Below are 26,921 nucleotides of genomic sequence, written 5' to 3'. Positions count from 1 at the left end.
CTCTCCCCCTACTATTTTCGTATTCGGACTCCGGATTATCATGTTGTGCTTTAAGCTTCACCCCCTTGTTGCCTTCTCTTTACTCCTAACAACTCTATATCAGCATCCTGCTCACGCCCTGGGGGTGAGTTTTGATCTAGGAACCCAATCAACAGCGTCTGTATCTGCACGCGTTTCTGACCAGACTTCCCTGAAAGCTGATACTCCAGAGTCCCATCCCATCAAATCAGCCCTTCCACAATCTCAATCTCAATCTCAATCACTACCTATTCCCCCTCCAGCCAGTCAGCCACCGGTCAGGATGATGCAGTCGCCGAAAGGTTCACCTAACAAGACCATTGCAGCAGCTCGCCTTTTACCACCACCACCCGAAGCATTACCGACGACCCGTGTTCTAAGGCCCAATACACCTAAGCACCATCATCAAGCGATGGGCTTAAACTTTGATCCTGAGCAATCTATACATGTTCCTACCACACCTCAAAAGTCGGTCTCGACATCACAACAGCCAGATCTACCACAATGGCTGTATGAAGGTGGCTCCAACTCCCTAGTAGCTAGAGTAATCGGCAGTGCTGAAGGCACTCGCACCCCCAACGGCCAACCGACTCGCGCATACTATGGCCATACAGACCCAGGCAATGGTGTATGGAATATGGGCACGTTTTCATATCAGCATGGTGCACATTCCCCACAAGAAGCAGACAGAAAACAACTGAAGCGACTAAAAAAACAGGGCAAAACGATGGCCAAACAGGCCAACCAAGCAGGGCTATCTATGACCCTAGACGAAATCTTAAATGGCCTAGACTTAGCCAATCAATCTCCTAAAGCAGCCCTAGAGCGAGGGGGCTATATAGATCGTTTAGCCCAAGCAAGGGAAAAAGTTATAGACAACAGGGAGGCCATCGTCTGGGCTCGCACCTATGCCTATTTAGATCCTGATACTCAACGTTGGAATGCACCTGGGTTAGGCAACACCCTACCGAGTATCAAACAAGATCAAAGTCGACGTCATGAGGCTATTACTCAAGCATTTAGCTCCTACCAAGCTCAACAACAAAAACCAGATGAGCCAATTAAAGATACCTTAAAAGTTCCAGCGATAGCCTTAGTCCCCCCTCCAGTAGACATTGCTGTCAACGCAATAGAAGAAACCACTGAGCCCCAACGAGCAAGATCGTCTCGGACAGAGTCAGCGACATTCAATCAGGCTCCAGACAAGTTAGCCAACAATCCAGGAGAGGAACCTAGTGCTCATGTAGTGTCGATAGATACCAAATTCTCAGCTCAGGCAAAGCCGCTAGAATTTAGCATGACTGAAAATAATTTAGTCACGCAACCAGACAACGAAACAGCCATTACACCAACGATAAATTCAGAATTATCCCCAGCAGCCATATCCTCTCCGGCCTTAGAAAAAAGCTCCCAAACGTCTAGCTAAGTCTGAACTGGATCATGCCCCCATCCAAAACTAACACCTGCCATTTATGGACTGTGGTTTGAGCATAGCAATAGACAACATTAAAAAAAGCAAGCTAGAGTGAGTTTGGTGTCGGCTGGCCATGTATCCATTATGCAAACTCCATCCTCCCAAATTTCATCCTTTTCAGACGCAATTGAGCGCTGCCAATCTCTAGGCATGCGACTCAGTCGTCAACGCCGCTACATACTAGAACTGCTATGGGATGTACAGGATCATTTATCAGCTCGTGAAATTTATGACGAGCTGAATCGGCGCGGGAAAAAAATTGGCCATACATCGGTATATCAAAACCTAGAAGCCTTATTTGAACAGGGTATTATTGAGTGCGTTGAACGTTCAGATGGCAGACTCTACGGCCACCTGAATAGTTCTCATAGCCATGTCAATTGCTTGGACACTCAGAAAATAATTGATATAGATATTGAATTACCTAAAACTATTATCCAAGAAGTAGAGCAACGTACTGGACTTAAAATTACTGATTATCGTATTGATTTCTTTGGTACTACGAACTGAACATAGGCTTACAAATATTAGGGGCACAAGCGTTAGTTTTAGAATTTTCTGTATTACATCCCTCTAGCCGTTCAGCACATCACGGCTAAATAAGACAAATACAGTTCCGAAAACCAGTGCTGCCATCGCTAATTCCATATTTATATCCTCGCTGAGTTTGCTTACGCCTCTATCAGCTTGCCCTGTCTTGCGTTCTAATGCACGTACTTAAATGAACTTTATTTGAATTTTTGGAATTTGCTTAACTGCGAATTTGCACAGGCATAACTAAGTAGGTCATTTTAAGACCACTCATGGGAGTGAGAATGACCGGACTAGTGGCAGAGTTGCACTGTAGCTGAATTTCTGAACTGGGTAAGGCCCGTAGCCCCTCTAACAGATAGCGAACGTTAAAGGCAATATCAAGATCGTCACCGGTCACTTGAGCCGACATTTCCTCACGGCCACTACCGACTTCCTGTGCCTCAACTGAAAGCGCTAGAGTCTGGTCCGCACTATCAATGGACAATTTCACGATGTTGTTGCGCTGATCGGCAAGCACACCAATGCGCTCCAACGCAGCCATGAATTGCTTACGATCGATGGTGAGCTGACGCTCAAACTGTCGAGGAATTAACTGACGATAGTTGGGGTATTGGCCTTCTAAAAGCCGGGTGGTAATACGCTGGTGACCCAACTCAAATACCACCTGAGTAGGGTCGAACCTTAAAGCAACTGGGTCTGTACCTTGATAAGTCTGTAACAGCCGTTCTAGTTCACGCAGAGCTTTTCCTGGGACCGTTACATTAATGGAAAGGTCTACACCAGAATCATCAACACGTTGGACCACGGCCAATCGATGGCCATCTGTAGCTGCAAATTCTAGATTTTCCGGTTCTGCCGCCAAATGGACACCTGTTAAAACTTGCTTAGTTTCATCGGAACTAGTGGCAAATAAAGCCCCTCGCAAGCCTTCCAAAATTGACTCAGCAGAAACGTTCGCAATTTGCCCATCTTCCACCAAAGGCAAATTAGGATAATCGTTAGCTTCCATACCCCTAACTTGATATTCACCTGCCGAGCAAGTGAGCGTGATCACGGGCTCTGTGTCTGATTGACTAAAATCTAAATCTTCGGGTGGCAGTTTAGCAACGATATCCCCCAGCAGCTTGGCTGGAACCGTCAATATGCCTCCAGTTTCAACATGTGCAGAAAAACTGGTTTGAATCCCCAAGGTTTCATCAAAACTCGTGAGCGTGATGCGTTGTGTATCGTCATCGACTTTCACCAGGATATTAGCCAGCACAGGTTTATTGGGCCTGGAAGGAACCGCCCGGCTAACAATGGAAATGTGTGTGTTGAGATCCCCCTGGGAGCACACGAACTTCATGGCTGACATATGGCTATCAAGAATGCTGGCCAATCGTAACACCCAGCAAGGAGGATGGAAAGCCTGGATTTTGAACAATTTTCTTTGTTCTAATCTCTAGATCTATTCCTTATTAGATTTAAATAGTAGTAGTAGTAGGGGCTGTGGAAACTGTGGAAAACATGCTTTTTCCCTTTGATATATGGTTCTCTATTCATTTTTCACTTGTGGAAAAAGTGTGGATATTTAAGGACGTTTTCCACAAGGCTGTTCAGAGGAGCTACTTTTTCCACACTAGGGTTTCTATTCTCCCCAACTATTCCCCAAATTTTCCACAGATAAATAAGAGTTTTCCACAGGGTGATCAATGCGTATTGATCTATCAAACTTAATCTTTGCAGAGGTTTACCGCTCAACCTGCAGACAAAAAATAGTTCTGCAGTACTTGTTTTCCACAGGTAATCAATCTCAATGAATGAAGCAGGCGTACCCCCTTCATTCATTGATTTAATATTGGTTTGATCGTTAATGAGGTCGATTGCTCAGGCTGATGCGATCGCTAAGTTCCCGAATAGTCTGGGCCATATTCAGGTCTTTTTTTATTAGCTGGGCAATTTTGTCACAGCTGTAAAGCACCGTTGTATGGTCTTTTCCACCAAAAACTTCACCAATCTTAGGTAAGCTCAGATCTGTATGTTGCCGCATCAGATACATACCTATTTGACGAGCCTGACTAATTTCACGACGACGAGAGGCACCCTTGAGGTCATCTACAGAGACGCTAAAGACCTCGGAAATGATATCAATCACAGATTTAGGCGACGCATCTACCTTGCCTGCAGGAGTATCGAGAACGGGCTTGAGGTTTTCGATCGTCATGGGTAGCCCTGAGATAGAGGTATAGGCAATTGCCCGAATTAGGGCACCTTCGAGTTCTCGAATATTGGAGGTATAACCTGCAGCAATATATTCGGTAACCTCGCGACTTAGGGTAACGCTTTCGTATTCGGCTTTTTTCTGAAGAATCGCCATTCGAGTCTCAAAATCAGGCGATTGAATATCGGCAATCAGCCCCATGGAAAATCGCGAGCATAGCCTTTCTTGAAGCCTGGGGATTTTATTGGGTGGTCGATCCGATGCCAGGACGATTTGCTTTCCAGCTTCGTGGAGCGTATTGAAGGTATGGAAAAATTCCTCTTGGGTATATTCTTTGCCCTCAATAAATTGAATATCATCCACCAAGATGATGTCTACTTCGCGGTACTGCTCACGAAATCGCTGCATGCTGTCACGACGGATGGCGGTAATCAAATCATTAGTAAATTGCTCTGTGGAGACATAGGCAATGCGAGCATTTGTATCGATGTCTAGCCGGTAGTGACCAATGGACTGCATCAGATGTGTTTTGCCAAGACCGACACCACCACATAGAAATAAAGGGTTAAATTCACGCCCTGGTGATTCAGCGACGGCTAACGAAGCGGCATGTGCCATGCGGTTATTGGCACCGACGACAAATCTTGAAAAAACGGCTTTGGGGTTGAGGTCTGGAGTTGTGGATTTACTACTGCTAGAGCGCTCGGTTGTCTGAGTGGGAGGCCAGGCAACTGCCTCACCTGATCTATTGCCGTTATCGTTGTTTGGTTCACTGACGGTGACAACCACATTGATGTCATGCCCTAAAAGCTCTTTGGCAACATCGGAGATGACCTGAATATAATGCTTCTGAACCCAATTGCGGGCAAAGGGGTTAGGAGTCGAAATGGTTAGGGTGCTTTCGGCCAGGGTTTTTAGCCGTGTTGGTTTAATCCATGTTTCAAATGTGGGACCGCTGAGTTGGTCCTGAAGTTTATCAAGAACTTCGTTCCAAAGACTGTCTACTTTGTCCACAACTAACCTCCGGCTAAAGGTGAGCACTCTCTGCACTAACGGTTATGTTTTCCGTTATCAATCCTTAAACATTTGTCGTAGCGAAAATGACCACCCCAAAAAATCAACATTACCCAAGCGTAGGTAGTGATGATTTGGATGCAGTGTTAACAAAGCTCTAGGGATCGAAGCTGAATAACAATCCAAGATTGAAGAGACGCTAGACGCAACATCCCTTCACCAAAGAATTAGGCGACACTGGTCATTTACTGAGGTTCCATGGCTAAATCTAAAACCCGAATCAGTCTACGGAACAATATTTTGCAGGTTCTTAAGCAACGATTGTGATTGGCTGGCCTACCTACTCTAAGGTGAGATTGTGGCTAGATCAACCTGAATGAAGGATGCACACCAGACTTTAATGTGATGATATTAGCGATTTTTTCCTTGGACACCTAGAGTTTGAAGCAGTGGCCCATACTAGGTTTTGGAACATCTAACAATACGTAAGTATAAGTGCTTAGATCTTGAAAACAATTGAGTTCTAATACACTAACCTGTTGTTGCTCACATATCCAGCAAGCATATCCTAGAAATCTGAGTCATAATTTATAATCTTTTTTAAAGAATGGTTCAGTTAATCCAACCAATCTGATTTTGTGTAACGCATGTATTTAGATATCCAACCTCTAATTCGATGAGCGTTGCCAGGAGGATGAGTCATTGAGTCATTGTCATTGCTCGGTGGTGATGGCTATGCAGCTAACGTATGGTGCTTGTGCGATCTCAAAAAGTGACTCTTCGGAGTCTCCCTGATCTTCTCAAAAACTATAAAATGGGAGCACATGATGTCAGAGTCGCAAGGTTAACTCTGCGGATCCGGAAGTCCCTGGACGTTCTCTAGTCGTCATATACGAGCCCATACATATTCATGTCCAAGCAGATGTCTAAGCTTCGTTCTTCCATACTTCGATTTGCTAAGTCTTTAACGATTTATGGTGTGATTGCAGCCTCCAGTACAACGGCAGCTGTTCTGACGACAGCTAGGCTGATGCCAACAACGGCTCAATCGCCAGCCACGGGATCTGGACGTTTGCTGACGGAAAGTAGCTTTATTGCTTCGGTCGCGGATCAGGTGGGACCGGCAGTGGTGCGGATTGACTCGTCTCGGACAGTAGCACAGCGTCCCGGCCCTTTTAACGATCCATTCTTCCGAGAATTTTTTGGAGACATGTGGGAACAACCATCTACTCGGGTAGAGCGTGGTCAGGGATCTGGCTTTGTGGTAGATGCGGATGGGGTGATTTGGACCAATGCCCATGTGGTAGAGGGGGCAGATAAGGTAACTGTCACTCTCAAGGATGGTCGTGAATTTAGCGGAGAGGTGCTTGGGGAAGATCCCCTGACCGACGTGGCTGTGATCAAAGTACAGGCTCAGGATCTGCCCACAGTGACCCTCGGGAATTCTGAACTCCTGCGACCCGGTGAATGGGCAATCGCTATTGGTAACCCCCTGGGTTTAGATAATACGGTGACGGCAGGTATTGTCAGTGCCACTGGCCGGACGAGTGCTCAAATTAGAGTGCCGGATAAACGAGTGCATTTTATTCAGACGGATGCAGCCATTAATCCTGGCAACTCCGGAGGGCCATTGCTCAATGAACGTGGTGAGGTGATTGGTATCAATACCGCTATCATTGGTGGAGCCCAAGGGTTGGGATTTGCTATTCCGATTAATTCAGCTCAACGTCTAGCACAAGAGTTGATTGACAAGGGACGAGTCGAACACGCTTATCTGGGGATACAGATGCGGACACTGACGGCTGATTTGCGGCAGCAAATTAATCGTGACCCACGGAATGATGTCCGGTTGTCAGCTGATGAAGGCGTGATAATTTTAGGTTTGATGCGTAATTCGCCTGCTGTTCAAGCGGGTTTGAAGGTTGGTGATGTCATTGTTTCTATAAATGGAAATACCATCGAAGATGCTGAGCAGGTCCAGCAGGTTGTTCAGGATCTTGGTGTGGGAGAATCGCTTGAGTTAGAACTTGACCGTGGCGGTCGACAGGTAACGCTGGATGTTGTCACGCAGGCTTTACCTCAGCAGCGTCGCTAGGGTTTATGGGACAAATTCGTTCTGTTATCGAATTAGGAGATGATCGCCTGCGATCGCAGGCTAATCCGATTCAGTTAATTGATGATCCACAGTTGCAGCAGCTAATTGATGATCTATTGAGGACAACTGCTGCCAAAAATGGTGTGGGGATTGCTGCGCCTCAAGTTGCTGAGGGGCTACAGCTGTTTATTGTGGCATCCCATCCCAATCCTCGTTATCCGCAGGCTCCAGTTATGGAGCCTACGGCCATGATCAATCCCCATCTGTTGAGTCACAGTGAGGATCTCGTTTATGGTTGGGAAGGCTGCCTCAGTGTGCCGGGGCAGCGTGGGTTCGTCCCTCGCTATCGTGAGATTGAGGTTACTTACCTGGATCGTCATGGTCAGGAACATCACCAATACCTACAGGATTTTGTGGCCCGAATTTTTCAACACGAATATGACCATCTGCAGGGCATCGTCTTTTTGGACCGGATCCAAGACTCTCAGGACATTTTGACCGAGACCGACTATCAAAGACGATTTGGTTAACCTACCTTAAGCACACTAATTTCGCTTAGGCTTTGTCCTAGGACGATGCTTACTGCCACCCTTTCCTGTCAAATCTCCTTCGACTTTGGCAATTCGCATCGGTTGCCCAGCAATGGATACCTTTTTAAGGATTTTCATCATTTCCTTGGACATGCCCTCTGGTAAATCTACCGTGCTGTGGCTGTCGTAGATATTAATGCGACCAATATAGCGACTTTCTAAACCGCTTTCATTTGCGATCGCGCCCACAATATGGCCGGGTTTTACTCGGTGGCGATGGCCGACTTCGATACGATATCTGCCCATGCCTTGTTCGGGAGGGGAGACTTGGCGATCTCGTCGTTGAGGTCGTTCGCGTCGGTCACCATTCCGTTCAGGCCTGGATCGCTTACGCTCCACGAGCAATAGAGGCTCATCCCCTTGTACAAGCTTGGCTAGAGCAGACGCAATCTCAATGGCAGGTACATTATGCTCCTGCTCATACTGCTCCATCAGATTGCTAAAGAACTCTAGATTCTCCTCTGCCAGGGTGTCAGTGATCTGTTGCTTAAATCGAGCAATACGCTTGTTATTGACCATTTCTGTGGTCGGCATTTCCATCTTGGCGATTTTTTGCTTAGTTGCCCGTTCAATGGCATATAGCAACCGACGCTCTCGGGGAGCCACAAACAAAATTGCCTCACCGTTACGTCCAGCCCGCCCTGTGCGTCCGACTCGGTGTACATAGGTCTCGGTATCGTAGGGCATATCGTAGTTGATCACATGGCTGATGCGTTCCACATCTAAACCCCGAGCTGCAACGTCTGTGGCCACGACGATATCCAACTTACCTGATTTCAGCTGCTCAACCGTTCGTTCTCGTTGTATCTGGGATACATCACCGCTCAAGGGTGCAGTTTCGTAGCCCCGAGCTTCCAATTTTTCCGCCAATTCTACGGTGGCCAATCGTGTGCGTACGAACACAATCATGCCGTCAAACGTTTCCGTTTCCAAAATTCGAGTAAGTGCGTCCAGTTTGTGGTACCCACTAACCATCCAATATCGTTGCCGAATTGTGTCAGCAGTTGAGGTCTTGGACTTGATCAGAACCTCGGTTGGGTTATTTAAGTGTCGCTGGGCAATGCGACGAATTTCCTTCGGTAGCGTTGCTGAGAAGAGAGCCACCTGACGTGAGTCCGGAGTTTTTTCTAGCACCCATTCCACATCGTCAATAAAGCCCATGCGCAGCATTTCATCGGCTTCATCTAAGACTAAGCATTGCAGGGCACTTAGATCTAGGGTGCCGCGTTTCATGTGATCCATCACACGACCGGGGGTACCGACCACTATATGCACTGAGCGTTCTAATTTACGCAATTGAATACTATAACTTTGGCCCCCATAGAGTGGTAGCACATGGAAGCCCTTCATTTGGGATGCATAACTTTGAAATGCTTCAGCAACCTGGATTGCGAGTTCTCTGGTGGGTGTTAATACTAGGGTGTGTGGTAGACGTTGGCTGATGTCTACACGGGATAGTAAAGGCAAAGCAAAGGCTGCTGTTTTACCTGTACCGGTTTGCGCTTGGCCAATAATGTCCACACCCGCTAATACATGGGGAATTGTTTGCGCTTGAATGGGTGTTGGGCTTTCATAGCCCAACACTTCCAAAGCCTTTAACACCGGCTCACTCAATGACAATTCACTAAAGCTTGGAGCCGATTCCATATCCATTGACATCTATATTAAACCTGATACGGGCGCTATTCCAGCGTGACAGATGTTGAGTCAAAAATAAAATCTGACAACAAAATAAGTGATATATTGTGGCCTCTCTGAGGTCTGCCTGACTGGATTGTACGAACAATGTTCCTACTATAAGGTTAATTCGGTTAGTTCATGAATTTGATGAATTTTGCCTGATCACCAGCCCACAATTTCACTTAGTCAGCTCTATACTTAGGACAAGGGCATATGTTGGGGTGCATTACCAAAAAGCAGGGGACGAGATGGTGTAGACATCTCAGCTAATTAATCTTCATATTTCTGTCTTCCATTTTTGGAAAAACCTATAACATCATGCAGACTACCTTCAGAGTTTCCGAGGATTGGGGAAACGGATTGGTGGGGTTCGTCACTGTCGAAAATGGTGACGATAAGGTTCTTACACAGTGGGACCTTACGATTGACACCACATTTGATATAGAGACTATTTGGGGCGTAGACATTGTGCAACGTGAGGGCAATCGCTACACGTTGGCTCCAAAGTCATGGAACGCAAGTTTAGAACCAGGAGATGTGGCTAAGTTTGGCTTTGTTGGGCGTAATGCAACTGCTAAGCGCCATCAACTCGTGGTCATTCCTGACTCTATGGCCTACGGTTCAACCCCTCTGGCTGACTCTCTTGAACAGGTACAGGCTCCTATTGAATCTGTTGATTTTGACGTCGCCGGTCAGTGGGGACATGCCTTTGTTGGTGATCTCAGCTTTACCTATAACGGAATAGCGCCGATTGACAGTTGGGAACTGCAGTTTGAGTCTTCTTTTCCTATACTGCGTGCCTGGCACGGTGAGATTATTAGCCAGAGTGGCAATGTTTATACCATTCGCAACACGCGCTGGAATGGGACGTTGCTGCCTGGTGACACGATTACGATTAGGGTAAAAGCAGCGGGAACATTTGTCGATCCGCCTACAAACTATGTGTTTAATGGTGATTTTGTTGTAAATGTTCCGGGAGAGCCAATCATACTTGACTTACCTCAAGAGCCAGAATTACCGACGATCCCTGAAATTGTTGAGCCTGTGGAGCAGCCAGCTGACGAGTCAGACGCGGATGACTTGCCTGTAGAGCCTCCCGTTGTCGAACCATCTTCCCCCGAGGAACCCATAGCTGAAGAACCAGTTATGGAGGACCCAGCTGTGGAAGAATCTCCTGTAGAAGAACCGGTTGCTGAACAACCTCCTATAGAAGAGCCAGTTGCTGAACAACCTTCTGTGGAAAAACCGGTGGTTGAGCCACCCACTGTTGAGGCACCAGTGATTGAAGAGCCACCTGCAGAAGCACCTGTTGCTGAGCAGCCATCTCCAGGACAGCCAGCGTTGGAACAACCTGTTGTCGAAAAACCGGTCACTGAACAACCGTCTCTAGAGAATCCAGTTGTTGAGCTGAGCCCTGAGAAAAGTGCTCCTGTAGCGTCTGGGACGGAGGGCTCGCTTTATGGCGAAGCGTTGCAGAAGTCCTTACTTTTCTATGAGGCTCAACGTTCTGGAGCCTTGCCTAAGGATAACCGGATTGCCTGGCGTAGTGATTCTGCTCTGAATGATGGTGCTGACGTTGGCGTTGACTTAACAGGCGGCTACTATGATGCTGGCGATCATGTGAAATTTGGGTTGCCTATGGCCTCAAGTCTCACACTCCTAAGCTGGGGAGCAATCGAATACCGTGCAGGGTACCAAACGAGTGGCCAGTACGATGAACTGCAGGCTGCTATTAAGTGGGGCACTGATTATCTCCTTAAGGCTCACATTAGTGATGGTCAGACTACCCAGGCGTTGTATGGTCAAGTGGGTGATCCTAATACAGATCATGCCTATTGGGGACCACCTGAGGATTTGGCAATCGCGCGACCTGCCTACAAGATTGATGTCGAGAATCCGGGGTCTGACTTGGCTGCCGAGACCGCTGCTGCCCTAGCCTCTGCATCCATTGTTTTTCGTGATACTAACCCTGCTTATGCAGATGAGCTGTTAGCAAATGCCAAACAGTTGTATGCGTTTGCAGATACCTACCGAGGTCGGTATTCTGACAGTATTCCTCAAGCTCGGAAGTATTACGATTCTTGGAGTGGCTATACCGATGAGCTGGCTTGGGGTGCAGCATGGCTGTACCAAGCTACAAGAGAGCAGCAATATCTAGAGCAGGCTCAGCAAAATTATCGCAACCTGGGGGTGGACTGGACCCATAATTGGGATGATAAGTCCTATGGTACAGGGGTTTTGCTGGCGCAGATTACGGATGAGCACCTTTATCGAAGTGAGGTTGAGACCTGGCTTAATCATTGGGTGTCAGGTAGTGTAAGTACTACCGAAGGGGGGTTAGCTTGGCTTGATCAATGGGGTTCCCTAAGATATAGCGCTAATACTGCGTTACTGGCAGGTATCTATAGTGATACGGTCAATTCTGCTCAGGGCCAGTACGATGATTTCTCTCGTAGCCAGATTGACTATATTTTGGGAGATAATCCCGCCCAGCGAAGCTATGTTGCCGGTATTGGCAATAATTTTCCTGAGTATATTCACCATCGGGCTGCTTCGGGGACAAATGATATTCATGACACTGCGCCCAATCAATATGTGCTCTATGGAGCCTTAGTGGGAGGGCCAACGTCGTTTAACGACTTTTCCTATATTGATAACCGCAATGATTTTCTGGGTAATGAGGTTGCCCTTGATTTTAATGCTGGTTTTACAGGAGCGATCGCACGGTTGTATAACCAGCATGGAGGCGAGCTCCTGAGTGATGATGCTTTGATAGCTTTGTCTACCATAGGCTTATCTGAAATAGCTTAGGAGCTTGGGCTTCCTCCCTATTCCAAATATCATCGCTTTACAATGACTCATGTATCTCTTGATAAATGAGCGAGTTAGGCGATGATATTTGAGTATATTTTTAACTTTGGGAATCTGTTTGTACTGCCCTTTTGGGTTCTGATGGTGGTATTGCCCAACTGGGAGGTCACTCGCAAAATCATGGCATCGTATATTCCCTTTGTGGTGCTAGCGTTGCTCTACGTTTATTGTTTTGTGGCGAGTCTCGATCCCGAAAAATTAGAAGAATTTGCCAATCCTACTCTAGCGATATTAGCGGATCTCTTTTCTGATGAAAAAGTGATGACCACTGGCTGGGTTCATTTTTTGGTGATGGACCTTTTTGTAGGGCGTTGGATCTATTTGCAGGGGCAAGAGCAACAACTGTTTACTCGTCATTCTCTAGCGTTATGTTTATTTGCTGGCCCCATGGGTCTTTTATCCCATGTGATTACTTTATGGGTGAGTCCTTTGTTGAAGAAATCGGCTGAAGCTGTTTAGGGCAGAAGGGCGGATGCCTGTGATGTGATGTCAGTGGCCTGATTTGTCGAGATGCACTGATATGTCTAAGTCCTTCTATAGGATCGGTAAGCCGAGTGGTGATAATATTTGGGTGAATCATCGAGTCGGACATGCAGCCAGGCCACCCCACCCCCGGCGGTATTCAGCCATACAGGAGTAGCCCCCAGGCGTTGGGCCATGGCATGCCCAACTGCCTGCCAAAATGTATGTTGCTGGGGCTGGGGAGCGTGCTTGGTAAATGCCGCTAGATGACTATAATCATCGGACGCAGTCTGGGGACAAGGAACTACCAGGATGGCGTCGTTGCCAAGATTGGAGAAGGTGACGACAGAGTTCTCTATTTCAAAATGTTGCGCAAATGTTTGGCGATCAGGGGCTCGTGCCAGCCTTGGGCTAGATATCAACACAAACTCAAAGGGACGATCAGCTGTGGTTGCTGTGATCGCTGGTGTTTCCCAGCGGTAGGCGGTCAATGGAGTCTTAGTCAGTAGTCTAATGAAGAAAGTTCGAAAGTTTTTATCTTTTTGCCAATTATGAATCACGGTTGCATAGGACAGCGGCGATGAGTCTTGCGTAATCGAGAATTTAAGACCGTGATTGTTTTGTAGTGCTTCATAGTGTGAGTCCCACATGGTAAAGCTCTATCATCCTACTAATGTCTAATTTTGAGAGACTTTTCCTGGGATGCTCAGAGGTTGCTGTACAGATCAGTATTACTAGCGTTGGTGATTATACTTTGCCCGTTGACTAATATTTCATGCTTTTGGTGAGTAATTTAAGCACATTTACCCGACCAATATCACAATACGCTAGGCATTATGACAGTAAGGCACGTTATTCCCTAAGTTAAACGCGAGAACAGTCATATGGTTGTCAGCAAGAAGCTAGAGAGGTCACCGGAAATCATTTTGAAGCAGGTTGGAGATACGCATAAACTGACGCGCAAAGATCATGTCAGATTGTCATCCTTTCTGCTTTCAATTGTAGATTTGACGCCTAAACAACGTGAACAAGTGCATCATATCTTTGATGAGCTGAGCATGGGAAAGATTCAGCTGGTAGATCAGTAGCGTCTGGGCTAGTAGCAAAGTCGAAATTTTAAAAGGGAGCGGCGACGTGGCAGACAACGTCGCCGCTTTTTGCTAGGTGATATGCGGATGGTAGGGAGCCTCAAGATGTTTCGCTAGCCTACTGCTATCCAAAAATATTCAGCTGTGAGTCAGGATCTTTTTCTGCGGCTTTTGGTGTCTTGGAGGATTTTTTCGGGTGACTCCCTTTACGTAAGCCAACGGCGATTTTGCTGTGTTTTTCAATTTGTCCCATGACTTGTTGGGCTCGTTTGATGACGCTGGGAGGTAAGCCGGCTAGACGACCGGCCTCGATGCCGTAGGAACGATCGGCTCCTCCCGGCTGTACTTGATGCAGAAAAATGATTTGATCGGGCATTTCTTTGACGGTGACCTGGAAGTTAGCCACATTGGCCAGGAGCGAGGCTAGCTCATTAAGTTCGTGATAATGGGTGGCAAATATCGTACGGGCACAAATTTGGCTGGCTAAGTGTTCGGCTACCGCCCAGGCGATGGACAGACCGTCAAATGTGGCAGTCCCACGACCGATTTCATCTAACAGCACTAGTGATTGAGGTGTGGCGTGGTTAAGAATATTAGCGGTTTCATTCATTTCCACCATGAAAGTGGATTGGCCAGTGGCCAGGTCATCGACGGCTCCAACACGAGTAAAGATGCGATCGCACACACCCAATACCGCGCCCTTGGCCGGGACAAAACTCCCCATCTGGGCCATCAGCTGAATCAAACCCACCTGCCGCAGATAGCAGCTTTTCCCACTTGCGTTTGGTCCCGTCAAAATAATCAAATCAGGCGTAGGGTAGGCACTGCCCACCGACTCAATTGACGTTTCCCCATAGCCTAACCCCGTTGAATTCGGCACAAAAAAGCCAGCGGGCAACGATTGCTCCACTACCGGATGTCGACCAGCATCGATGGTTAGAGTACGTCCTTTGACGATTTCGGGTCGACAATAGTCTTGATAAATTGCAATTTCTGCAAGACCACAGAGCACATCTGCCGCCGCTACATTCACGGCAACTCTACGAATGAGTTCTGCATGTTGGCCGACGTCTTCCCGTAAGCCCAGGAAAATTTCGTACTCGATTTGGTTGATTTCGTCCTTCGCATTGAGAATACGAGCTTCTCGCTCTTTGAGTTCGGGGGTAATGTAGCGCTCTTCATTGGTGAGAGTTTGTTTGCGAATATAGTCATCTGGAGCCTGACTACTTTTAGCTCGAGAGATACTGATATAGTAACCAAACGCCTTGTTGAAGCCTACTTTAAGGTTAGAAATACCGGTGCGTTCTCGTTCGGTAACTTCTAGGCTTGCAATCCAGCGTTGATCACTACTGACTTGATCCCGTAGACCGTCCAGGTGGGCGTTAACGCCCTCACGAATAAGGCCGCCGTCGGTGAGATACAGAGGGGGACTATCGACCAGGTGCGATCTCAGCTTTCGCCCCATTTGTTCTAGCTCTGGTGGTACTGTCTGCAGCTTGACTAGGTAGAGTGACTGGGCGTGGGCCATGAGGGCCGCTAGATCTGGTAGCTTTTCAAAGGACTCGGCCATGGCAACGAGGTCGCGACCGTTGGCTGTACCTGAGCCAGCGCGACCGGCTAATCGCTCTAGATCGTAGATTTGCTTAAGGATAAGCTGCAACTGCTGCCGTAGGGTGCCATTGTCCACGAGTTCGCTAATGGTTGTCTGGCGTTCCTGAATTTTTTCAATGCTGAGTAGGGGCTGGAGCAACCAACGTCGCAAGGCTCGACTACCCATGGCGGTGGTGGTTTTATCTAACGCCCACAGTAAAGAGCCATGGAAAACACCATCTCGCACAGTCTGGGTGATTTCCAAATTGCGCCGAGTTTGATTATCAATCACCAGAAATTCGGTGGTGGTGTAAGTGGATAGAGGTAATAAGGGGGCTAAACTCTCTTTTTGGGTGTCTTCAAGATAGTGTAGGAGTCCCCCGGCGGCCCGGATGGCAAGGGGCAAATGTTCACAACCAAAGCCTTCTAAGGAGCGTACGCGATAGCTTTGCAACAGTCGTTGTTTTGCTTCAGTCTGGGTAAAGGCGGTTTGGGATCGAAAGGTATAACAAAACTTGGCTGGCAGACCTTTTGGCAGCTTATCGGAGGTTTCTCCTGGACGTAACAGTGCGCCTAAATCAGGGGCATTGGTGGGCACTAATACCTCAGCAGGCTGCAATCTCATCAATTCCTGGGACAGCTGGTCGATGGTACTACCCTGGGTGGTAAAAAACTCTCCTGTTGATACATCGGCATGGGCTAAACCCCAGTGTTTATCGGCGATGACCAGAGCTGCCAAAAAGTTGTTGCGTTTGGCGGTGAGCATTCCCTCTTCGAGAATCGTGCCTGGAGTGATAACGCGTGTAACTTCTCGTTTGACTAGTCCCTGAGCCTGGGCTGGATCTTCGACTTGATCACATATAGCGATCGCAAATCCTTTTTCTACTAGCAGGGCGCAATAGCGGTCGAGGGCATGGTGGGGGATGCCTGCCAGGGGAACTTTGCCGATGGCTTTACCAGCGTCTTTGCTCGTGAGGACGAGTTCTAGTTCACGGGCGATTGCGATCGCATCCTGAAAAAAGGTTTCAAAAAAGTCCCCCACGCGATACATCAAGAGAGCATAGGGATATGCATCCTTAACCTCGGCGTAGTGGCGCATCATCGGTGTCAGATCATCTCGATGCACCTCGTTGTAGTTGGTGTACCGCACTGTATGCTTAAGCAACCGTTCGGGGATGCCGATGTCTTGTGCGTCAGAGCTTTGCCTGTCGGGGGCAGTGGCCTTAGATGCAGTCATAGGGTGCTTGAACCATAGGGACTTTAAGCCACATCTGATCAGTTTCCCTGAGGAAAAACTGATCAGATGTGGATACAGTTACTTAATTTTATGATGTGTGTCCAAGCGCAATCGCTAAGATATCCAGGAAATCCACAAACGTGGTTTCAGCGTTTAGAATCGTCTGACCTACGTTTGTTTGCTGATGCTCACGGATATTCAGACGCGCAAATTGACCAAGCTATTTCATCTCTACGACACCAACGGTGACGGTGTGCTGGTGCAGCAGGACTTTATTGCCTTGGCCACCCGTCTGGCTGAGTTCCACCAGGAAGGGCAATCCTCGCCGCATCACACCCAGATTTTGACCCATTTGCAGCACGATTGGTTGTGTCTTTGCGCAGCTGCCGATCAAAATTGCGATGCCCGGATCACCTTAGAGGAATGGTTAGCCTATTACACTCAGGTGTTAGATGACATGAAGCAGTATGCCAGCCGAGTCATTGCTCTGGTAACGCTGTTGTTTGATGCGTTTGATCAGGATAATGATGGGCAAATCAGTGAGCAGGAATGGGTGAGTTTGCTAGCAGTGTTTAATGTGCAGCCCATTTACGCGAGGTCAATTTTTATTAATTTGGATGTGAATCAGGATGACTGCCTAAGTCAGGATGAGGTACTGACGCTGATCCATGATTTTTTCTATATTAATGAACCCTCTGCGCCCGCTAACTTTATGTTTGGACCGTATTAGGGACTCAATAAAGTTACAGTTAAGTGCAAGATTTCTCGACGTGTGGAGACGGCTCTGGGCATATTGCCGCAGGACCGTAGTCATCGTGTAGAGTGGTATATCGTCATTTTTATTGTGGTGGAAATTCTGTTGCCGATTTACGAAATTTGGTTTCAGTAAAGTAGTGCACTCTCATCAGGTACTCCTTTACTACTGATAGACGTACGGAAAATATCAAATAGAATTTGTAGTTTAGGGTGATTGCCGTGCCTCAGCAGGGTAACGAGTTTACCTCTCAGCCTAAAGCGGACTTGCAAACATCCATCACCGTTGATAGAGAAGAGGTCTCCAGTCATCTAGGTATCTAGAATTCTTTCAGGGGAAACATCATGGAATCTAAGCCGTTACCAGTGATCCTGCGGAAGTTTGTCTTTCGAGATGCGTTATTACGGGAGCATGAGTCCTACCTAGATCAGGATATTGATGCGGGACAAGACGCTGCTGGAGTCAGGCTAGTCAAAATTGGAACTCCTATACACAAGCCGGTTTCAATTCCTGGTTATTTTGTCATGAGTAGTGCATCTCCGAATATTGAGACTGCTAAAGAAATGCAGGAATCAGAACTGCAAGCGTCAGCGCTCGGTGTGAAGGAAATAGCCAGCTATCTCTACGAGATTTACACCAAACAAGGAGAGGATGATCTCGATCCTGAGCTCATGATTACTGTCCATGGATATAACAGTGGTCGTAGTTCTGTTCGAGATTGGTACAAAAATATTTTCCAGTACATTAATCGACATGACACAGCGATTCCACGTCAGGGTAATCAAGTCTTTATTGGTTATCGTTGGCCGTCAGAAAATATTGAGTTACAGCGTTTGGGCGAAGCTTTGAAAGCGCTGCCTCCATTTCCGCGAGACTTGATGCTCACTGGTTTTGTGGGGGCACTGGTTTTACTGATTTTAGAAATAATGCAGTGGGATAAAGTGTTGATAGGAATTGTGTTGGTTCCTGTTTTGACAATACTGTTAGGATTTTCCACCATTATTGCTACTTTAGTTATTTTGCGGATGGTGGTGTATTTTCGTGATCGCTATCGAGCTCAAAATTTTGGCGTTCTAGATCTAGTTGAATTACTGCGACAAATTGATCGAGAATTGATGAATTTAAAATCTGCTGATATTAAGCGACAAAATCCTGCTGAACAAAATCCTTGTGATCGGGCGGCTGAATTTTGGCAAAAAACTCACCGTAAGGTGAAGCTCTCGTTTCTAGGCCATAGTATGGGGGGCTTTGTCGTTACGAATGTGGTGCGAATTTTGTCGGATGTCTTTGATTCTCGTTCCATTAGTAATCAACCTCCTGCGGATATCGGATCTGTTTTTCGGTTAGAGCGATTGCTCTTAACCTCTCCCGATATTCCTATTTTGACCATTGTCTCTAGCCGAGCGAATTTTCTCTCGTCCTCGTTGCGACGGTTTGCTGAGTCCTATCTATTTAGTAGTGAAGGCGATTTAGCGCTTCGGCTTGCCTCGGCTACTGCCAATTATTTTACGTTTCCCAGTAGTACAGAAGACATGGGTTATCGGTTAGGAAATGTGTCGCTCAAAGCAGGATTTAACAATTCCATGCCCTATGGAATTGTTAACCTCGCCGCGTTAGATGAATACTTTTTTCATGGTTCTTCTTTAGCAGAGTCGATTGCTCGGACCCCAGATAAGGTGATGGATTATTTATTTCTGACCTATGACTGGAGGAAAAAGCATGGCTATAATACGTTGACTAAGCTGTTGCAAGATCGCTTTCAGGTTAGTCAGAAGGCAGCAACCAATAGTTCTCACTCTCAACAGTCTCCTAAGATTACAGTTGCCGATTTATTTACTTACTTTGATTGTACCGACTATAAGGATGTGACATTTTCGGTCAAGGAAGGAGCGACGAGTCAGAAACCCAAGGGCCTATTGACCCGAGCTAAACGTAGAAAAGCATTAAGCTGGTGGGATTATCTTGGGCTCATCATCGATGGTGTATGTGGCAAACGAGATGTGCATGGGGGCTATTTTCAGGGAGACTTTACCCAATCCATGATCTATCGCATCGCATTTCTAGGTTTTACGGGATATCTAAAAACTTTAGATAATGATCCGAATATGGCCTTTGATCCCCATGTGGCATTGAGTAAGTTGCATATGCAATGTCGAGGGTTGGGGATTCAGAGCTTTCTCTCTCCTATTCGTTATCGCGTGAATATTCAAGATGAAGATATGGCCGATAACAAGCAGGAGCTGTTGCAAGTGATTGATCAGGAGTCTATCGACAGTCTACAGTCTGAAAACATGATGGAAGCCCTTCAGCAACAGGGGTTTGAAGTTGTTACTAAGGGATAAGGACATTATCGTGATTTTGATCCCGCTCGTCCGGATGTCCAGCTGTTATATGACGATGCAATGAATCATGTCAAAGTGTAGACGGATGACTGGGAGTATTTCCTATCTCCCTGAACGCGAATAATCTGAACGCGAACAATAAAAGCAGTAACAGCAAAAGGCATGTCCCAGTGAGACATGCCTTTTTTTAAAGTAAAAAGGTTATTAGTGGTAAATCTCTAGCCACCGACGCGGATTAGCTCAACATCAAAGATGAGGGTTGCGTTTGGAGGAATCACACCGCCTGCTCCCCGAGGGCCATAGCCGAGGTCAGGAGGAATGACGAGTTTACGACGTCCACCAACTCGCATAGTGGCAACGCCTTCATCCCAACCCTTGATCACTTGGCCAACACCGATGGTGAAAGAAAAGGGGCGGTTGCGATCGCGACTGCTATCAAACTTCTCACCGTTTTCCAGGGTGCCAGTATAATGCACAGTGACTGCCTGACCTGATGTAGGGAGGGCTCCAGTGCCGACTTCTAGGTCTTCATACATGAGGCCGGAGTCTGTTTTTGTCATGTTATCGGCCATATCAGTAATCGTTTCCTCAGTTGTTTCTTCGGGGTCTAGATCGGACGCTGTCTGAGCCACTAGCGTGGATTTTGCAGTTGCAGTTGTAGTCAAGTCTGTGTTTAGGTTACTGGCGATAGCTTCACTACCCCTAAGCTGTGTGGCCAATGCCACTACACAGCAAATGGTGAAAACCCCCAGACTAATAAAAACTTCTTTCACAGTTGTTTCTCCCAGTGCGATAGCGCAAGCGCTGATGCATCAGCTCGTAACCTGCATCCAAATTGTACGTTACGATTCGTAAAAATCAGACTGGATAGGTGTCAGATTTACATTTGGTTTGAGTAAAACTATGCAAATTATGCCTACATAGATGGTTTTTACAATGTTGATAGATATGTACCAAGTTGATAAATATGCATTTTTCCTGCCAAAAGATCAAATTTTAAAAATACTAACTTCTATAAAAAAATTAGCGCCACTGCTTATTTTCTAGATCCCGTAGCTGGCGTTCCAAGCGATCCAAACGTCCTCGAAGTTCATCCATTTCAGCCTGCCTGGGTACGCCTAAATCCTGCATAATGTTGCGAATTTGACGCTGGAGCTGTTCATCAATAGCAGCTTGGTCAATATTGAACTGTGACATAAAGTCATCGACAAATCCCTTCGCCTGCTCAGGGTTTAGCTTGCCATCCTTCACCCAATCTTCGCTCACCTGCCGCAGCTGTTCTGCCACCAGTGAGGTGGTGCCAATGCCTAACATTAAAAGCTGACGGAATAAATTGGATGAGTCCATAGCTTATCTAGGTGTTGAATTTTGAAACGACTGAACCGAATCTAGGTTGAAACTCTGAGGCTTCGTAGGCAATCGCTGTCGTTCTAGATGTAGATTCGATTTATATAGACTTATTCTGGCAAACTATTGACGTATTCGACGGGCGGTTAACCGTATGGTTCAAAGACTTGGATGGTGGTTAGCAGCTATGTGGATAGTTGCAATTTGGTTAACTCCACCCGTTAATGCATCGGCAACCCTCAACCCTCAACCCCCCATGGTGATTGAATGGCTAAAATTTAAAGTGCCGACTACACAGCGTGATCGTTATCTAACGCTGGATAACGAGATTTGGACGTCGGCGCTTGTTGCGTATCCTGGTTTTCTGGATAAAACTACTTGGCTCGACCCTAACCATGATGATGAAGTGATTTTTGTCATATCCTGGGCTACACGTGAGCAGTGGAAGGCCATTCCTGAGGATGAGCTAGACCAAATCAATCAGCGATTTGATGAGGCGCTTGGGTTTGATTATGAAATGCTTGAATCCAAAGAGTTTGTTGTACCTGCCAGTGCTGCTATGGATGCTCGATAGTTTAGTTGAGATCGCAAACGACTATGCCCAGTTGTCCTCAATGCAATCAATCTATTTCAGCTAATACTATTACCTGCTCCTACTGTGGGCTAGAACTCAAAGCCCATGGACACCCAGGGATTGATCTTCACCGTGCTCAAGGAGACGCCTACCTGTGTGATAGTTGTACCTACCATCAGGACGATAGCTGTACGTTTCCCCAGCGTCCTCAGGCAACCACCTGTACGCTATATCAAGATGTAACCGCAGCCCAGGAAAGGCGGCTTGACGTTTCTGAGATTTACACGATTCCCCGGTGGCGTAAGTATTCTGGCTGGATAGTGTTAGGGGTAATCGTTGCAATCAGTATTGTGCTAGTCGTGATCTGAGACAAAACCTTGTAGGGGCGTAGCATGCTACGCCCCTACAAGGTTTTGAAAAATTAAAACGGGCCTGACGGGATTCGTAGGCTCTGCCGTCGCGCATGCGACTACACGCAATGTCAGCTTTGCTGACAGAAGTTGCGGGTTCGCTATTAAGAATAACTAAACGGGCCTGACGGGATTCGAACCCGCAACTTCCGCCGTGACAGGGCGGTGCTCTAACCAATTGAACTACAGGCCCTTGTGGGCGATCTCTATTCTGCTCAGGAATGGATACTTTGTCAAACAATTAGACTGATTTTTTTAGCAGCAGAACTTACTTAGCTTTCTTCGACTCTTTTCAAAGTGTGTCCCACAGGCGTCTACTTAGCTTTTGCTGCTGCTTCCCAAAGCGTTCACACACAGGGGGCTGATTATCCAGCTTCTGCGTCCTCTTCCCATAGTGGGGCAGCAAAGTTGGCTAGCCAGCGTTTTACCCAGAAAGTAGCGCGGCAATCATCTTCGTTGTATTTCAGAATATCGTTGAGATATTGTTCGTCCTGGCTGGAGAGCCAATTGTCATACCAGCAAATAGATTGAGCTCCATTGGCATTGCTATCACGCCATTCAAAGCCGATCCAGCGGGCAATGTGCTTGAGTGCGTAGCTTTCTATCGGTAGCGTAGCTGCATCAACAATGCGCTTATGGATGTCTACAAACCGGCTGAGCAGCTCATCAATATCAATGATGGTGCCGTAGCGTTCGGCGAGGCGTCTGACGGTTTGAGCCTCGTAGGGGCAAAAATGGTAAATGGGTGAATCCGGATAATGGGCAATGACATGCTGGAATTGATGCCAGGCATTGGCTTCTCCCTCCGGTTCTCGTGCGACCAGGGGAATAAAGGTTTCGGCATTGGTTTGAGTATCGACTACTAAAATGCCGTGGAGATAGACCAAGTCCTTGTCTGGAGCAGCTTCAATGTCGAAATAGAGTTCAATGGGAGCGCTGGGTAGCTCTTCGGGAGATAAAGTAAAGCAATTATTGGCATCGGTTCGTGCGATCGCAGTCCCAGAAAGTTTTGCTTGAGCCTGATGTACGAGCTTTTCCGCTACCTTTAGTTCAAAGCCCGAAGCCTGTGCCAAAGTGGCAGGTTGGTTTCGGGCTAAGGTTTCAACGGTGGTAAGACCCAGTTTTTCTAGATGGCGATAACGATTGAGAGTGACCCCAGGCAGTAAAGACAGATGGTTTTGGCGTTGGGCTATGTCGTAACAGTGATTGAGCCAAACACACATATCACAGCGGCTTCGACTAATAAACACATCCGGTATTTGTTCAGCCGTTAGCACCGTCTCACATTGGTCCAATAGTTCTAGCAACGTAGGCCATTGTTTCTCAAGATCGATCACATAATGTCGTTCTCGTAGTCGTAAATCGGCTTCTAAGGGAATTACCCCCTGCCATGCTGCCAATACATAAGCATGGAAGGCCGCTGTCAGTTGATATTCCTGTTTAGGCTTTTTCCCCAGCTTGATATCTAACGGCACATAGTGCCAGTCTCCGAGCCAAGAGCTGCCCGGTTGCTTAATCCAAAGGTCAGGCTGGCTAACATAGCCAATGGAGCCATCTTCATTCATGGCTGCGACTTTTCCTCGACAGATATGCTCCACACCTTGTTGCATCAGTGCATAGGTTGCTTGAGTCGTGGCTGCTATATCCCCAGCATGCCGACTGGGACGATTAATCGGATGAAACTCAGCCAAGATGGTTTGACGATGTACTGCACTATCGCCCTTGAGCTTGACCAAATAGTCGCTGGGCTCTGCCTGTAGCTCTTCAGCTCCGTAAGTGTCGAGATATGCCCGCCGCTGGCAGCGCAGAAATGTAAAAAGCGTACTATCCTCAATGACCTGCTGAGGAGCTGATTTGTTGGTTGACCATGATGTGGGGGGAGACATCCAATCGAGAGCCGATGCTGGTTCAGAAGAACCAGCATCCTGGTGCGGGAACGTAGGAAACCTAGCAACCACAGCTCAACCGACTCCGTCGGCCAGACACAACCAAAAGTATTGAAATCATTAAGGCAATTATCGCGTGCCCTTAGTAGACGCTTATTGCTGGCGACTAATAAAACGCAGACATTTGCTTATGTATTAACACGGGCTCGGTGAAATCGCAATTATGATACAGGTGTAGAATTTTCTGCCTCTTTATGCGGAGAGCAACCCAGCACTAAGCCGCTTTAAACCCCGCGTCACCACATCCGAATAACGCAGCTTTCCTAAAAATACGTCCCCCATGATCTGGGTGCCTCTCGGATGTTTTACCCCAACGCGATAGCCCACCTTAGGTGCTAGATAAAAGGCTTTAGCCAACCGAGCGGCCCAGCGCATTTCATTTCCCCATTCCTGAATCATGGTTTTGGTATAGTCGGCCAGTGCTACATCATTACCAGCCAAGGCATTATGCACCGCTTCAGATGCCTTCAGGCCACTGAAAATAGAAGGTCGAATTCCTTCAGCGGTAAATGGGTCGACCACACAGGCTGCTTCTCCAGCAAGAACAGCTTGAGTCGTATGGAGAGTTTGATCGCCATCCCATAGAAAAATGGGATGGCCATGCTTTGTTTCCTCATCAACATCTACTCCAAACTGTTTGGAATAATCTGTTAAGGGCTGTACTAAGTCGCGAGACTTTCGCTTTGCTGAGATAAAAGCCCCACTGCCTAGGGAATAACCATCTGCTTTAGGGAAATTCCAAACATAGCCATGCTTAAGCAGACCAAACTCAAAGTGAACCACATGGCCATCGTGGACCGGCAACCGAGGCTCTGTTTCAATGGCTCCAGCCATGACAGTCTTGCGTTGCTTAAATCCAAGCCATCTGGCCATGGGACCTTTGGCACCATCGGCTGCAATCAGATAGCGACCGATCACTGGCTCTGCTGAGGTGCTGATATGCCAGCATCCATCCTTAAACTCAATGCCTGTCGCCTTAGTGCTCTCTTGTAAAACGACCCCTTGCTTTTGGGCCTGCTGCACCATGTAGTGGTCAAATTCATCACGACGCACCATCCAGATGGGTTCGGATAGTTCAGAAATGACTTCGTCTTCCAGGTTGTATGTATAGCGAACCTGAGTGACCTTTTGGGAAATGACTGGCTCGAAATCGTAGTCAAACCATTCAGCTACTTTGGGGCATACGCCACCACCGCAGGGTTTATAGCGGGGTAACTTATTTTTTTCTAATATCAGGACAGAATGGCCATTTTTTGCCAGGTGGTAGGCTGCTGTGGCTCCAGCTGGACCGCCGCCGACTACAACGCAATCATAGATAGATGTCATAAATAAAAACTTGAATTTAGATGGGGTAAGACTAGACCAATGTTACGTGGTGAAGTTTTCCCAGACTAGGGTGAACAGGTAACTACGGATTTGGATCTGCGTTGTTTAAGCTGAAGGTGCTTTTCGGTCTAGTTGAGTGGCGGCTGCGATCGCAGCTTTTTCCCTAGCTCGTTGTGCATAAGGCTCTAGTGCCGCCACACCACAGCCAGTCAAAATGCTCAGATTTTCCAGACTAATGCCCTTCATCAACATTTCTACACACCAGGTTTGCCGAGCTTGGATTGGCTTAGGCAGCTCGCTACCTATTATCAACTCTTGCCACCATACATTCCAGCGCTCTTGCAGTTTTGCTACTGTCATGGGCTCTCCATCCGCGTTGATAAACATAGCACTGGCATCATCCTTGCGACTTTTGAGCCATTTAGTTAGGGGATTGTTGGTATAGGAACCGTAGCGCTTACCTAAAATCCACTGGTTGACAGGTACCTGTCGAGGACTGTTGGGGCCCATCACTTGCAAAATGTGTTGGGATTTATCGCAAATTTGGTGGGAGCGTTCCAATTGTGTGATTTCTTTAGGGAGTAGCCCGGCTCCAAAGAGAAGAAGTGCGATCGCATGATCTTGCAACCCTAGGATGCGTGTTTGTTTCATCAGCTGATGTACCCAACTGGTAGGCAAATCAACGACCAGTGCTGGTGTTGAGGTAGCCGAATTGTTCACAATAGTCGCATCGGTGGGGAGACTCAGTAACTTAGTCAGTGAATCTAAAAAGTGCTCCCGACTTTTCCATAGGGAATAGCCACTAGTTGCTTCGATGATGGTGTAACCCACTAAAACAGCGCCGATTAGATTAGCTAATTCTTCTGCCGGGAGCCGACCGGTCCCCAGCATTTGTTCTAAGTGATTAGCGATGGCCTCCTGAATCTCCCTTAGTCTCATTTCCAAAGCTTGACGGTGCTCTGGAGGATACTGGTCCGCTTCACCAATCAAAGAGCGAACAAAGTTAGGAAATTGCTCCAGTAGCTGTAAATGTTCATCCAGGTATAACCGCAATGCCTCTGATGAATACTCGCCATGGAGTGGTGCATGGGCACCTAATGCGGGTGCCTCTTGCAACATGGTCAGTAGTAGTCCATATTTATTGCCAAAATTTCGAAACAGGGTGGCCTCATTTACCTCAGCCATGTTGGCAATCTGGCGAGTGGTGGTATGGCTAATCCCTTGAGATAAAAAGAGTTCGGCAGCAGCCTGGGTCAGTCGATGACGAGTCGATGTGGGAGACATGGACAGTTTGCAAGTGCTACTTGCAACTTAAGAAAAAGATTGCTAGTCTAAGTTTAATGCAAGTGACGCTTGCAACGTGCTTAGA

Annotated in this window: 21 protein-coding genes and 1 tRNA gene; 11 read left to right on the top strand and 11 right to left on the bottom strand. The window is 47.2% G+C overall.

Annotated elements, in window-relative coordinates; genetic code table 11:
- The first annotated feature begins 40 nt into the window (after window positions 1–40).
- Both IXB50_RS16595 and IXB50_RS16590 read left to right on the top strand, forming a co-directional pair.
- On the top strand, window positions 41–1,444 hold the full coding sequence (locus IXB50_RS16595; protein WP_215610098.1) for a hypothetical protein: 1,404 nt from the start codon (window positions 41–43) through the stop codon (window positions 1,442–1,444).
- A gap of 132 nt (window positions 1,445–1,576) precedes the next feature.
- A complete protein-coding gene (locus IXB50_RS16590; protein WP_215610097.1) occupies window positions 1,577–2,002 on the top strand; it encodes a Fur family transcriptional regulator in 426 nt (141 codons plus the stop codon).
- Window positions 2,003–2,243: 241 nt separating this feature from the next.
- Here the strand turns inward: IXB50_RS16590 and dnaN are convergent, their stop codons facing one another.
- Together dnaN and dnaA are read right to left on the bottom strand one after the other, a co-directional pair.
- The gene (dnaN, locus tag IXB50_RS16585; RefSeq protein WP_215610096.1) at window positions 2,244–3,371 is read right to left on the bottom strand and encodes a DNA polymerase III subunit beta; all 1,128 of its coding nucleotides are present in this window, start codon (window positions 3,369–3,371) and stop codon (window positions 2,244–2,246) included.
- Window positions 3,372–3,875: 504 nt separating this feature from the next.
- Window positions 3,876–5,240, bottom strand: a complete 1,365-nt coding sequence (gene dnaA / locus IXB50_RS16580; RefSeq protein WP_326520824.1) for a chromosomal replication initiator protein DnaA — start codon at window positions 5,238–5,240, stop codon at window positions 3,876–3,878.
- A gap of 910 nt (window positions 5,241–6,150) precedes the next feature.
- On the opposite strand from dnaA, the gene IXB50_RS16575 reads away from it, so the two are divergent.
- Both IXB50_RS16575 and def read left to right on the top strand, forming a co-directional pair.
- A complete protein-coding gene (locus tag IXB50_RS16575; protein ID WP_215610095.1) occupies window positions 6,151–7,335 on the top strand; it encodes an HhoA/HhoB/HtrA family serine endopeptidase in 1,185 nt (394 codons plus the stop codon).
- A gap of 5 nt (window positions 7,336–7,340) precedes the next feature.
- A complete protein-coding gene (def, locus tag IXB50_RS16570; RefSeq protein ID WP_215610094.1) occupies window positions 7,341–7,865 on the top strand; it encodes a peptide deformylase in 525 nt (174 codons plus the stop codon).
- A 15-nt stretch (window positions 7,866–7,880) separates the two neighbouring features.
- Here the strand turns inward: def and IXB50_RS16565 are convergent, their stop codons facing one another.
- Complete coding sequence (locus tag IXB50_RS16565) at window positions 7,881–9,584, bottom strand: DEAD/DEAH box helicase (RefSeq protein WP_407658813.1); 1,704 nt, start codon at window positions 9,582–9,584, stop codon at window positions 7,881–7,883.
- Window positions 9,585–9,923: 339 nt separating this feature from the next.
- Between IXB50_RS16565 and IXB50_RS16560 the strand changes: the two genes are divergently transcribed.
- Window positions 9,924–12,416, top strand: a complete 2,493-nt coding sequence (locus IXB50_RS16560) for a glycoside hydrolase family 9 protein (protein WP_215610092.1) — start codon at window positions 9,924–9,926, stop codon at window positions 12,414–12,416.
- A gap of 81 nt (window positions 12,417–12,497) precedes the next feature.
- On the top strand, window positions 12,498–12,935 hold the full coding sequence (locus tag IXB50_RS16555) for an ABA4-like family protein (protein ID WP_215610091.1): 438 nt from the start codon (window positions 12,498–12,500) through the stop codon (window positions 12,933–12,935).
- A gap of 65 nt (window positions 12,936–13,000) precedes the next feature.
- On the opposite strand, the gene IXB50_RS16550 is transcribed toward IXB50_RS16555, so the two are convergent.
- Complete coding sequence (locus tag IXB50_RS16550; RefSeq protein WP_215610090.1) at window positions 13,001–13,588, bottom strand: DUF6940 family protein; 588 nt, start codon at window positions 13,586–13,588, stop codon at window positions 13,001–13,003.
- 234 nt (window positions 13,589–13,822) lie between these two features.
- On the opposite strand from IXB50_RS16550, the gene IXB50_RS16545 reads away from it, so the two are divergent.
- On the top strand, window positions 13,823–14,026 hold the full coding sequence (locus IXB50_RS16545) for a hypothetical protein (protein WP_215610089.1): 204 nt from the start codon (window positions 13,823–13,825) through the stop codon (window positions 14,024–14,026).
- A gap of 124 nt (window positions 14,027–14,150) precedes the next feature.
- Here the strand turns inward: IXB50_RS16545 and mutS are convergent, their stop codons facing one another.
- A complete protein-coding gene (gene mutS / locus IXB50_RS16540) occupies window positions 14,151–16,853 on the bottom strand; it encodes a DNA mismatch repair protein MutS (protein WP_215610088.1) in 2,703 nt (900 codons plus the stop codon).
- A gap of 184 nt (window positions 16,854–17,037) precedes the next feature.
- Here mutS and IXB50_RS16535 point away from each other — a divergent pair, with 184 nt between their 5' ends.
- Both IXB50_RS16535 and IXB50_RS16530 read left to right on the top strand, forming a co-directional pair.
- Window positions 17,038–17,583 (top strand): EF-hand domain-containing protein, encoded by a 546-nt coding sequence (locus IXB50_RS16535; RefSeq protein WP_215610087.1) that lies wholly within the window; start codon window positions 17,038–17,040, stop codon window positions 17,581–17,583.
- 368 nt (window positions 17,584–17,951) lie between these two features.
- Entirely contained in the window at window positions 17,952–19,949 is a 1,998-nt protein-coding gene (locus IXB50_RS16530) for an alpha/beta hydrolase (RefSeq protein WP_215610086.1), read from the top strand.
- A 218-nt stretch (window positions 19,950–20,167) separates the two neighbouring features.
- Here IXB50_RS16530 and IXB50_RS16525 read toward each other — a convergent pair whose 3' ends face one another.
- The gene (locus IXB50_RS16525; protein WP_215610085.1) at window positions 20,168–20,722 is read right to left on the bottom strand and encodes an FKBP-type peptidyl-prolyl cis-trans isomerase; all 555 of its coding nucleotides are present in this window, start codon (window positions 20,720–20,722) and stop codon (window positions 20,168–20,170) included.
- 250 nt (window positions 20,723–20,972) lie between these two features.
- Window positions 20,973–21,296: a phasin family protein gene (locus IXB50_RS16520; RefSeq protein ID WP_215610084.1), complete on the bottom strand. Its 324-nt coding sequence runs from the start codon at window positions 21,294–21,296 to the stop codon at window positions 20,973–20,975.
- Between the two features lie 154 nt (window positions 21,297–21,450).
- Here IXB50_RS16520 and IXB50_RS16515 point away from each other — a divergent pair, with 154 nt between their 5' ends.
- Window positions 21,451–21,870, top strand: a complete 420-nt coding sequence (locus IXB50_RS16515) for a TIGR03792 family protein (protein WP_246564598.1) — start codon at window positions 21,451–21,453, stop codon at window positions 21,868–21,870.
- A gap of 23 nt (window positions 21,871–21,893) precedes the next feature.
- Window positions 21,894–22,238 carry a zinc ribbon domain-containing protein gene (locus IXB50_RS16510; protein WP_215610083.1) on the top strand — a complete coding sequence of 115 codons (345 nt, stop codon included), beginning with the start codon at window positions 21,894–21,896 and terminating at the stop codon, window positions 22,236–22,238.
- 161 nt (window positions 22,239–22,399) lie between these two features.
- Here the strand turns inward: IXB50_RS16510 and IXB50_RS16505 are convergent.
- From IXB50_RS16505 to IXB50_RS16490, 4 genes are all read right to left on the bottom strand, one after another.
- Window positions 22,400–22,473: transfer RNA gene (locus IXB50_RS16505), tRNA-Asp, on the bottom strand.
- 172 nt (window positions 22,474–22,645) lie between these two features.
- Window positions 22,646–24,238 (bottom strand): TM0106 family RecB-like putative nuclease, encoded by a 1,593-nt coding sequence (locus tag IXB50_RS16500; RefSeq protein WP_326520823.1) that lies wholly within the window; start codon window positions 24,236–24,238, stop codon window positions 22,646–22,648.
- A 180-nt stretch (window positions 24,239–24,418) separates the two neighbouring features.
- Entirely contained in the window at window positions 24,419–25,543 is a 1,125-nt protein-coding gene (locus IXB50_RS16495) for a geranylgeranyl reductase family protein (protein WP_407658815.1), read from the bottom strand.
- 114 nt (window positions 25,544–25,657) lie between these two features.
- Entirely contained in the window at window positions 25,658–26,836 is a 1,179-nt protein-coding gene (locus IXB50_RS16490; protein ID WP_215610081.1) for a TetR/AcrR family transcriptional regulator, read from the bottom strand.
- Window positions 26,837–26,921: the final 85 nt, after the last annotated feature.

Origin of the sequence: Leptothoe spongobia TAU-MAC 1115 (assembly GCF_018739885.1) — a bacterium.
Taxonomy (GTDB): Bacteria; Cyanobacteriota; Cyanobacteriia; order Phormidesmidales; family Phormidesmidaceae; genus Leptothoe; species Leptothoe spongobia.
The sequence above is the reverse complement of the archived record's forward strand: the minus strand, read 5'-3'. Positions and strand labels throughout refer to the sequence as shown.

Excerpts from the sequence above, each read along its gene's own strand:
- dnaN (WP_215610096.1), bottom strand. The coding sequence starts at position 3,371 with ATGAAGTTCGTGTGCTCCCAGGGGGATCTCAACACACACATTTCCATT.
- IXB50_RS16560 (WP_215610092.1), top strand. The coding sequence starts at position 9,924 with ATGCAGACTACCTTCAGAGTTTCCGAGGATTGGGGAAACGGATTGGTG.
- IXB50_RS16565 (WP_407658813.1), bottom strand. The coding sequence starts at position 9,584 with ATGTCAATGGATATGGAATCGGCTCCAAGCTTTAGTGAATTGTCATTG.
- IXB50_RS16530 (WP_215610086.1), top strand. The coding sequence starts at position 17,952 with ATGGAATCTAAGCCGTTACCAGTGATCCTGCGGAAGTTTGTCTTTCGA.
- IXB50_RS16555 (WP_215610091.1), top strand. The coding sequence starts at position 12,498 with ATGATATTTGAGTATATTTTTAACTTTGGGAATCTGTTTGTACTGCCC.
- IXB50_RS16520 (WP_215610084.1), bottom strand. The coding sequence starts at position 21,296 with ATGGACTCATCCAATTTATTCCGTCAGCTTTTAATGTTAGGCATTGGC.
- IXB50_RS16545 (WP_215610089.1), top strand. The coding sequence starts at position 13,823 with ATGGTTGTCAGCAAGAAGCTAGAGAGGTCACCGGAAATCATTTTGAAG.
- mutS (WP_215610088.1), bottom strand. The coding sequence starts at position 16,853 with ATGACTGCATCTAAGGCCACTGCCCCCGACAGGCAAAGCTCTGACGCA.
- def (WP_215610094.1), top strand. The coding sequence starts at position 7,341 with ATGGGACAAATTCGTTCTGTTATCGAATTAGGAGATGATCGCCTGCGA.
- IXB50_RS16590 (WP_215610097.1), top strand. The coding sequence starts at position 1,577 with ATGCAAACTCCATCCTCCCAAATTTCATCCTTTTCAGACGCAATTGAG.
- IXB50_RS16595 (WP_215610098.1), top strand. The coding sequence starts at position 41 with ATGTTGTGCTTTAAGCTTCACCCCCTTGTTGCCTTCTCTTTACTCCTA.
- IXB50_RS16510 (WP_215610083.1), top strand. The coding sequence starts at position 21,894 with ATGCCCAGTTGTCCTCAATGCAATCAATCTATTTCAGCTAATACTATT.
- IXB50_RS16535 (WP_215610087.1), top strand. The coding sequence starts at position 17,038 with ATGCTCACGGATATTCAGACGCGCAAATTGACCAAGCTATTTCATCTC.
- IXB50_RS16550 (WP_215610090.1), bottom strand. The coding sequence starts at position 13,588 with ATGTGGGACTCACACTATGAAGCACTACAAAACAATCACGGTCTTAAA.
- IXB50_RS16575 (WP_215610095.1), top strand. The coding sequence starts at position 6,151 with ATGTCCAAGCAGATGTCTAAGCTTCGTTCTTCCATACTTCGATTTGCT.
- IXB50_RS16515 (WP_246564598.1), top strand. The coding sequence starts at position 21,451 with ATGGTTCAAAGACTTGGATGGTGGTTAGCAGCTATGTGGATAGTTGCA.
- IXB50_RS16490 (WP_215610081.1), bottom strand. The coding sequence starts at position 26,836 with ATGTCTCCCACATCGACTCGTCATCGACTGACCCAGGCTGCTGCCGAA.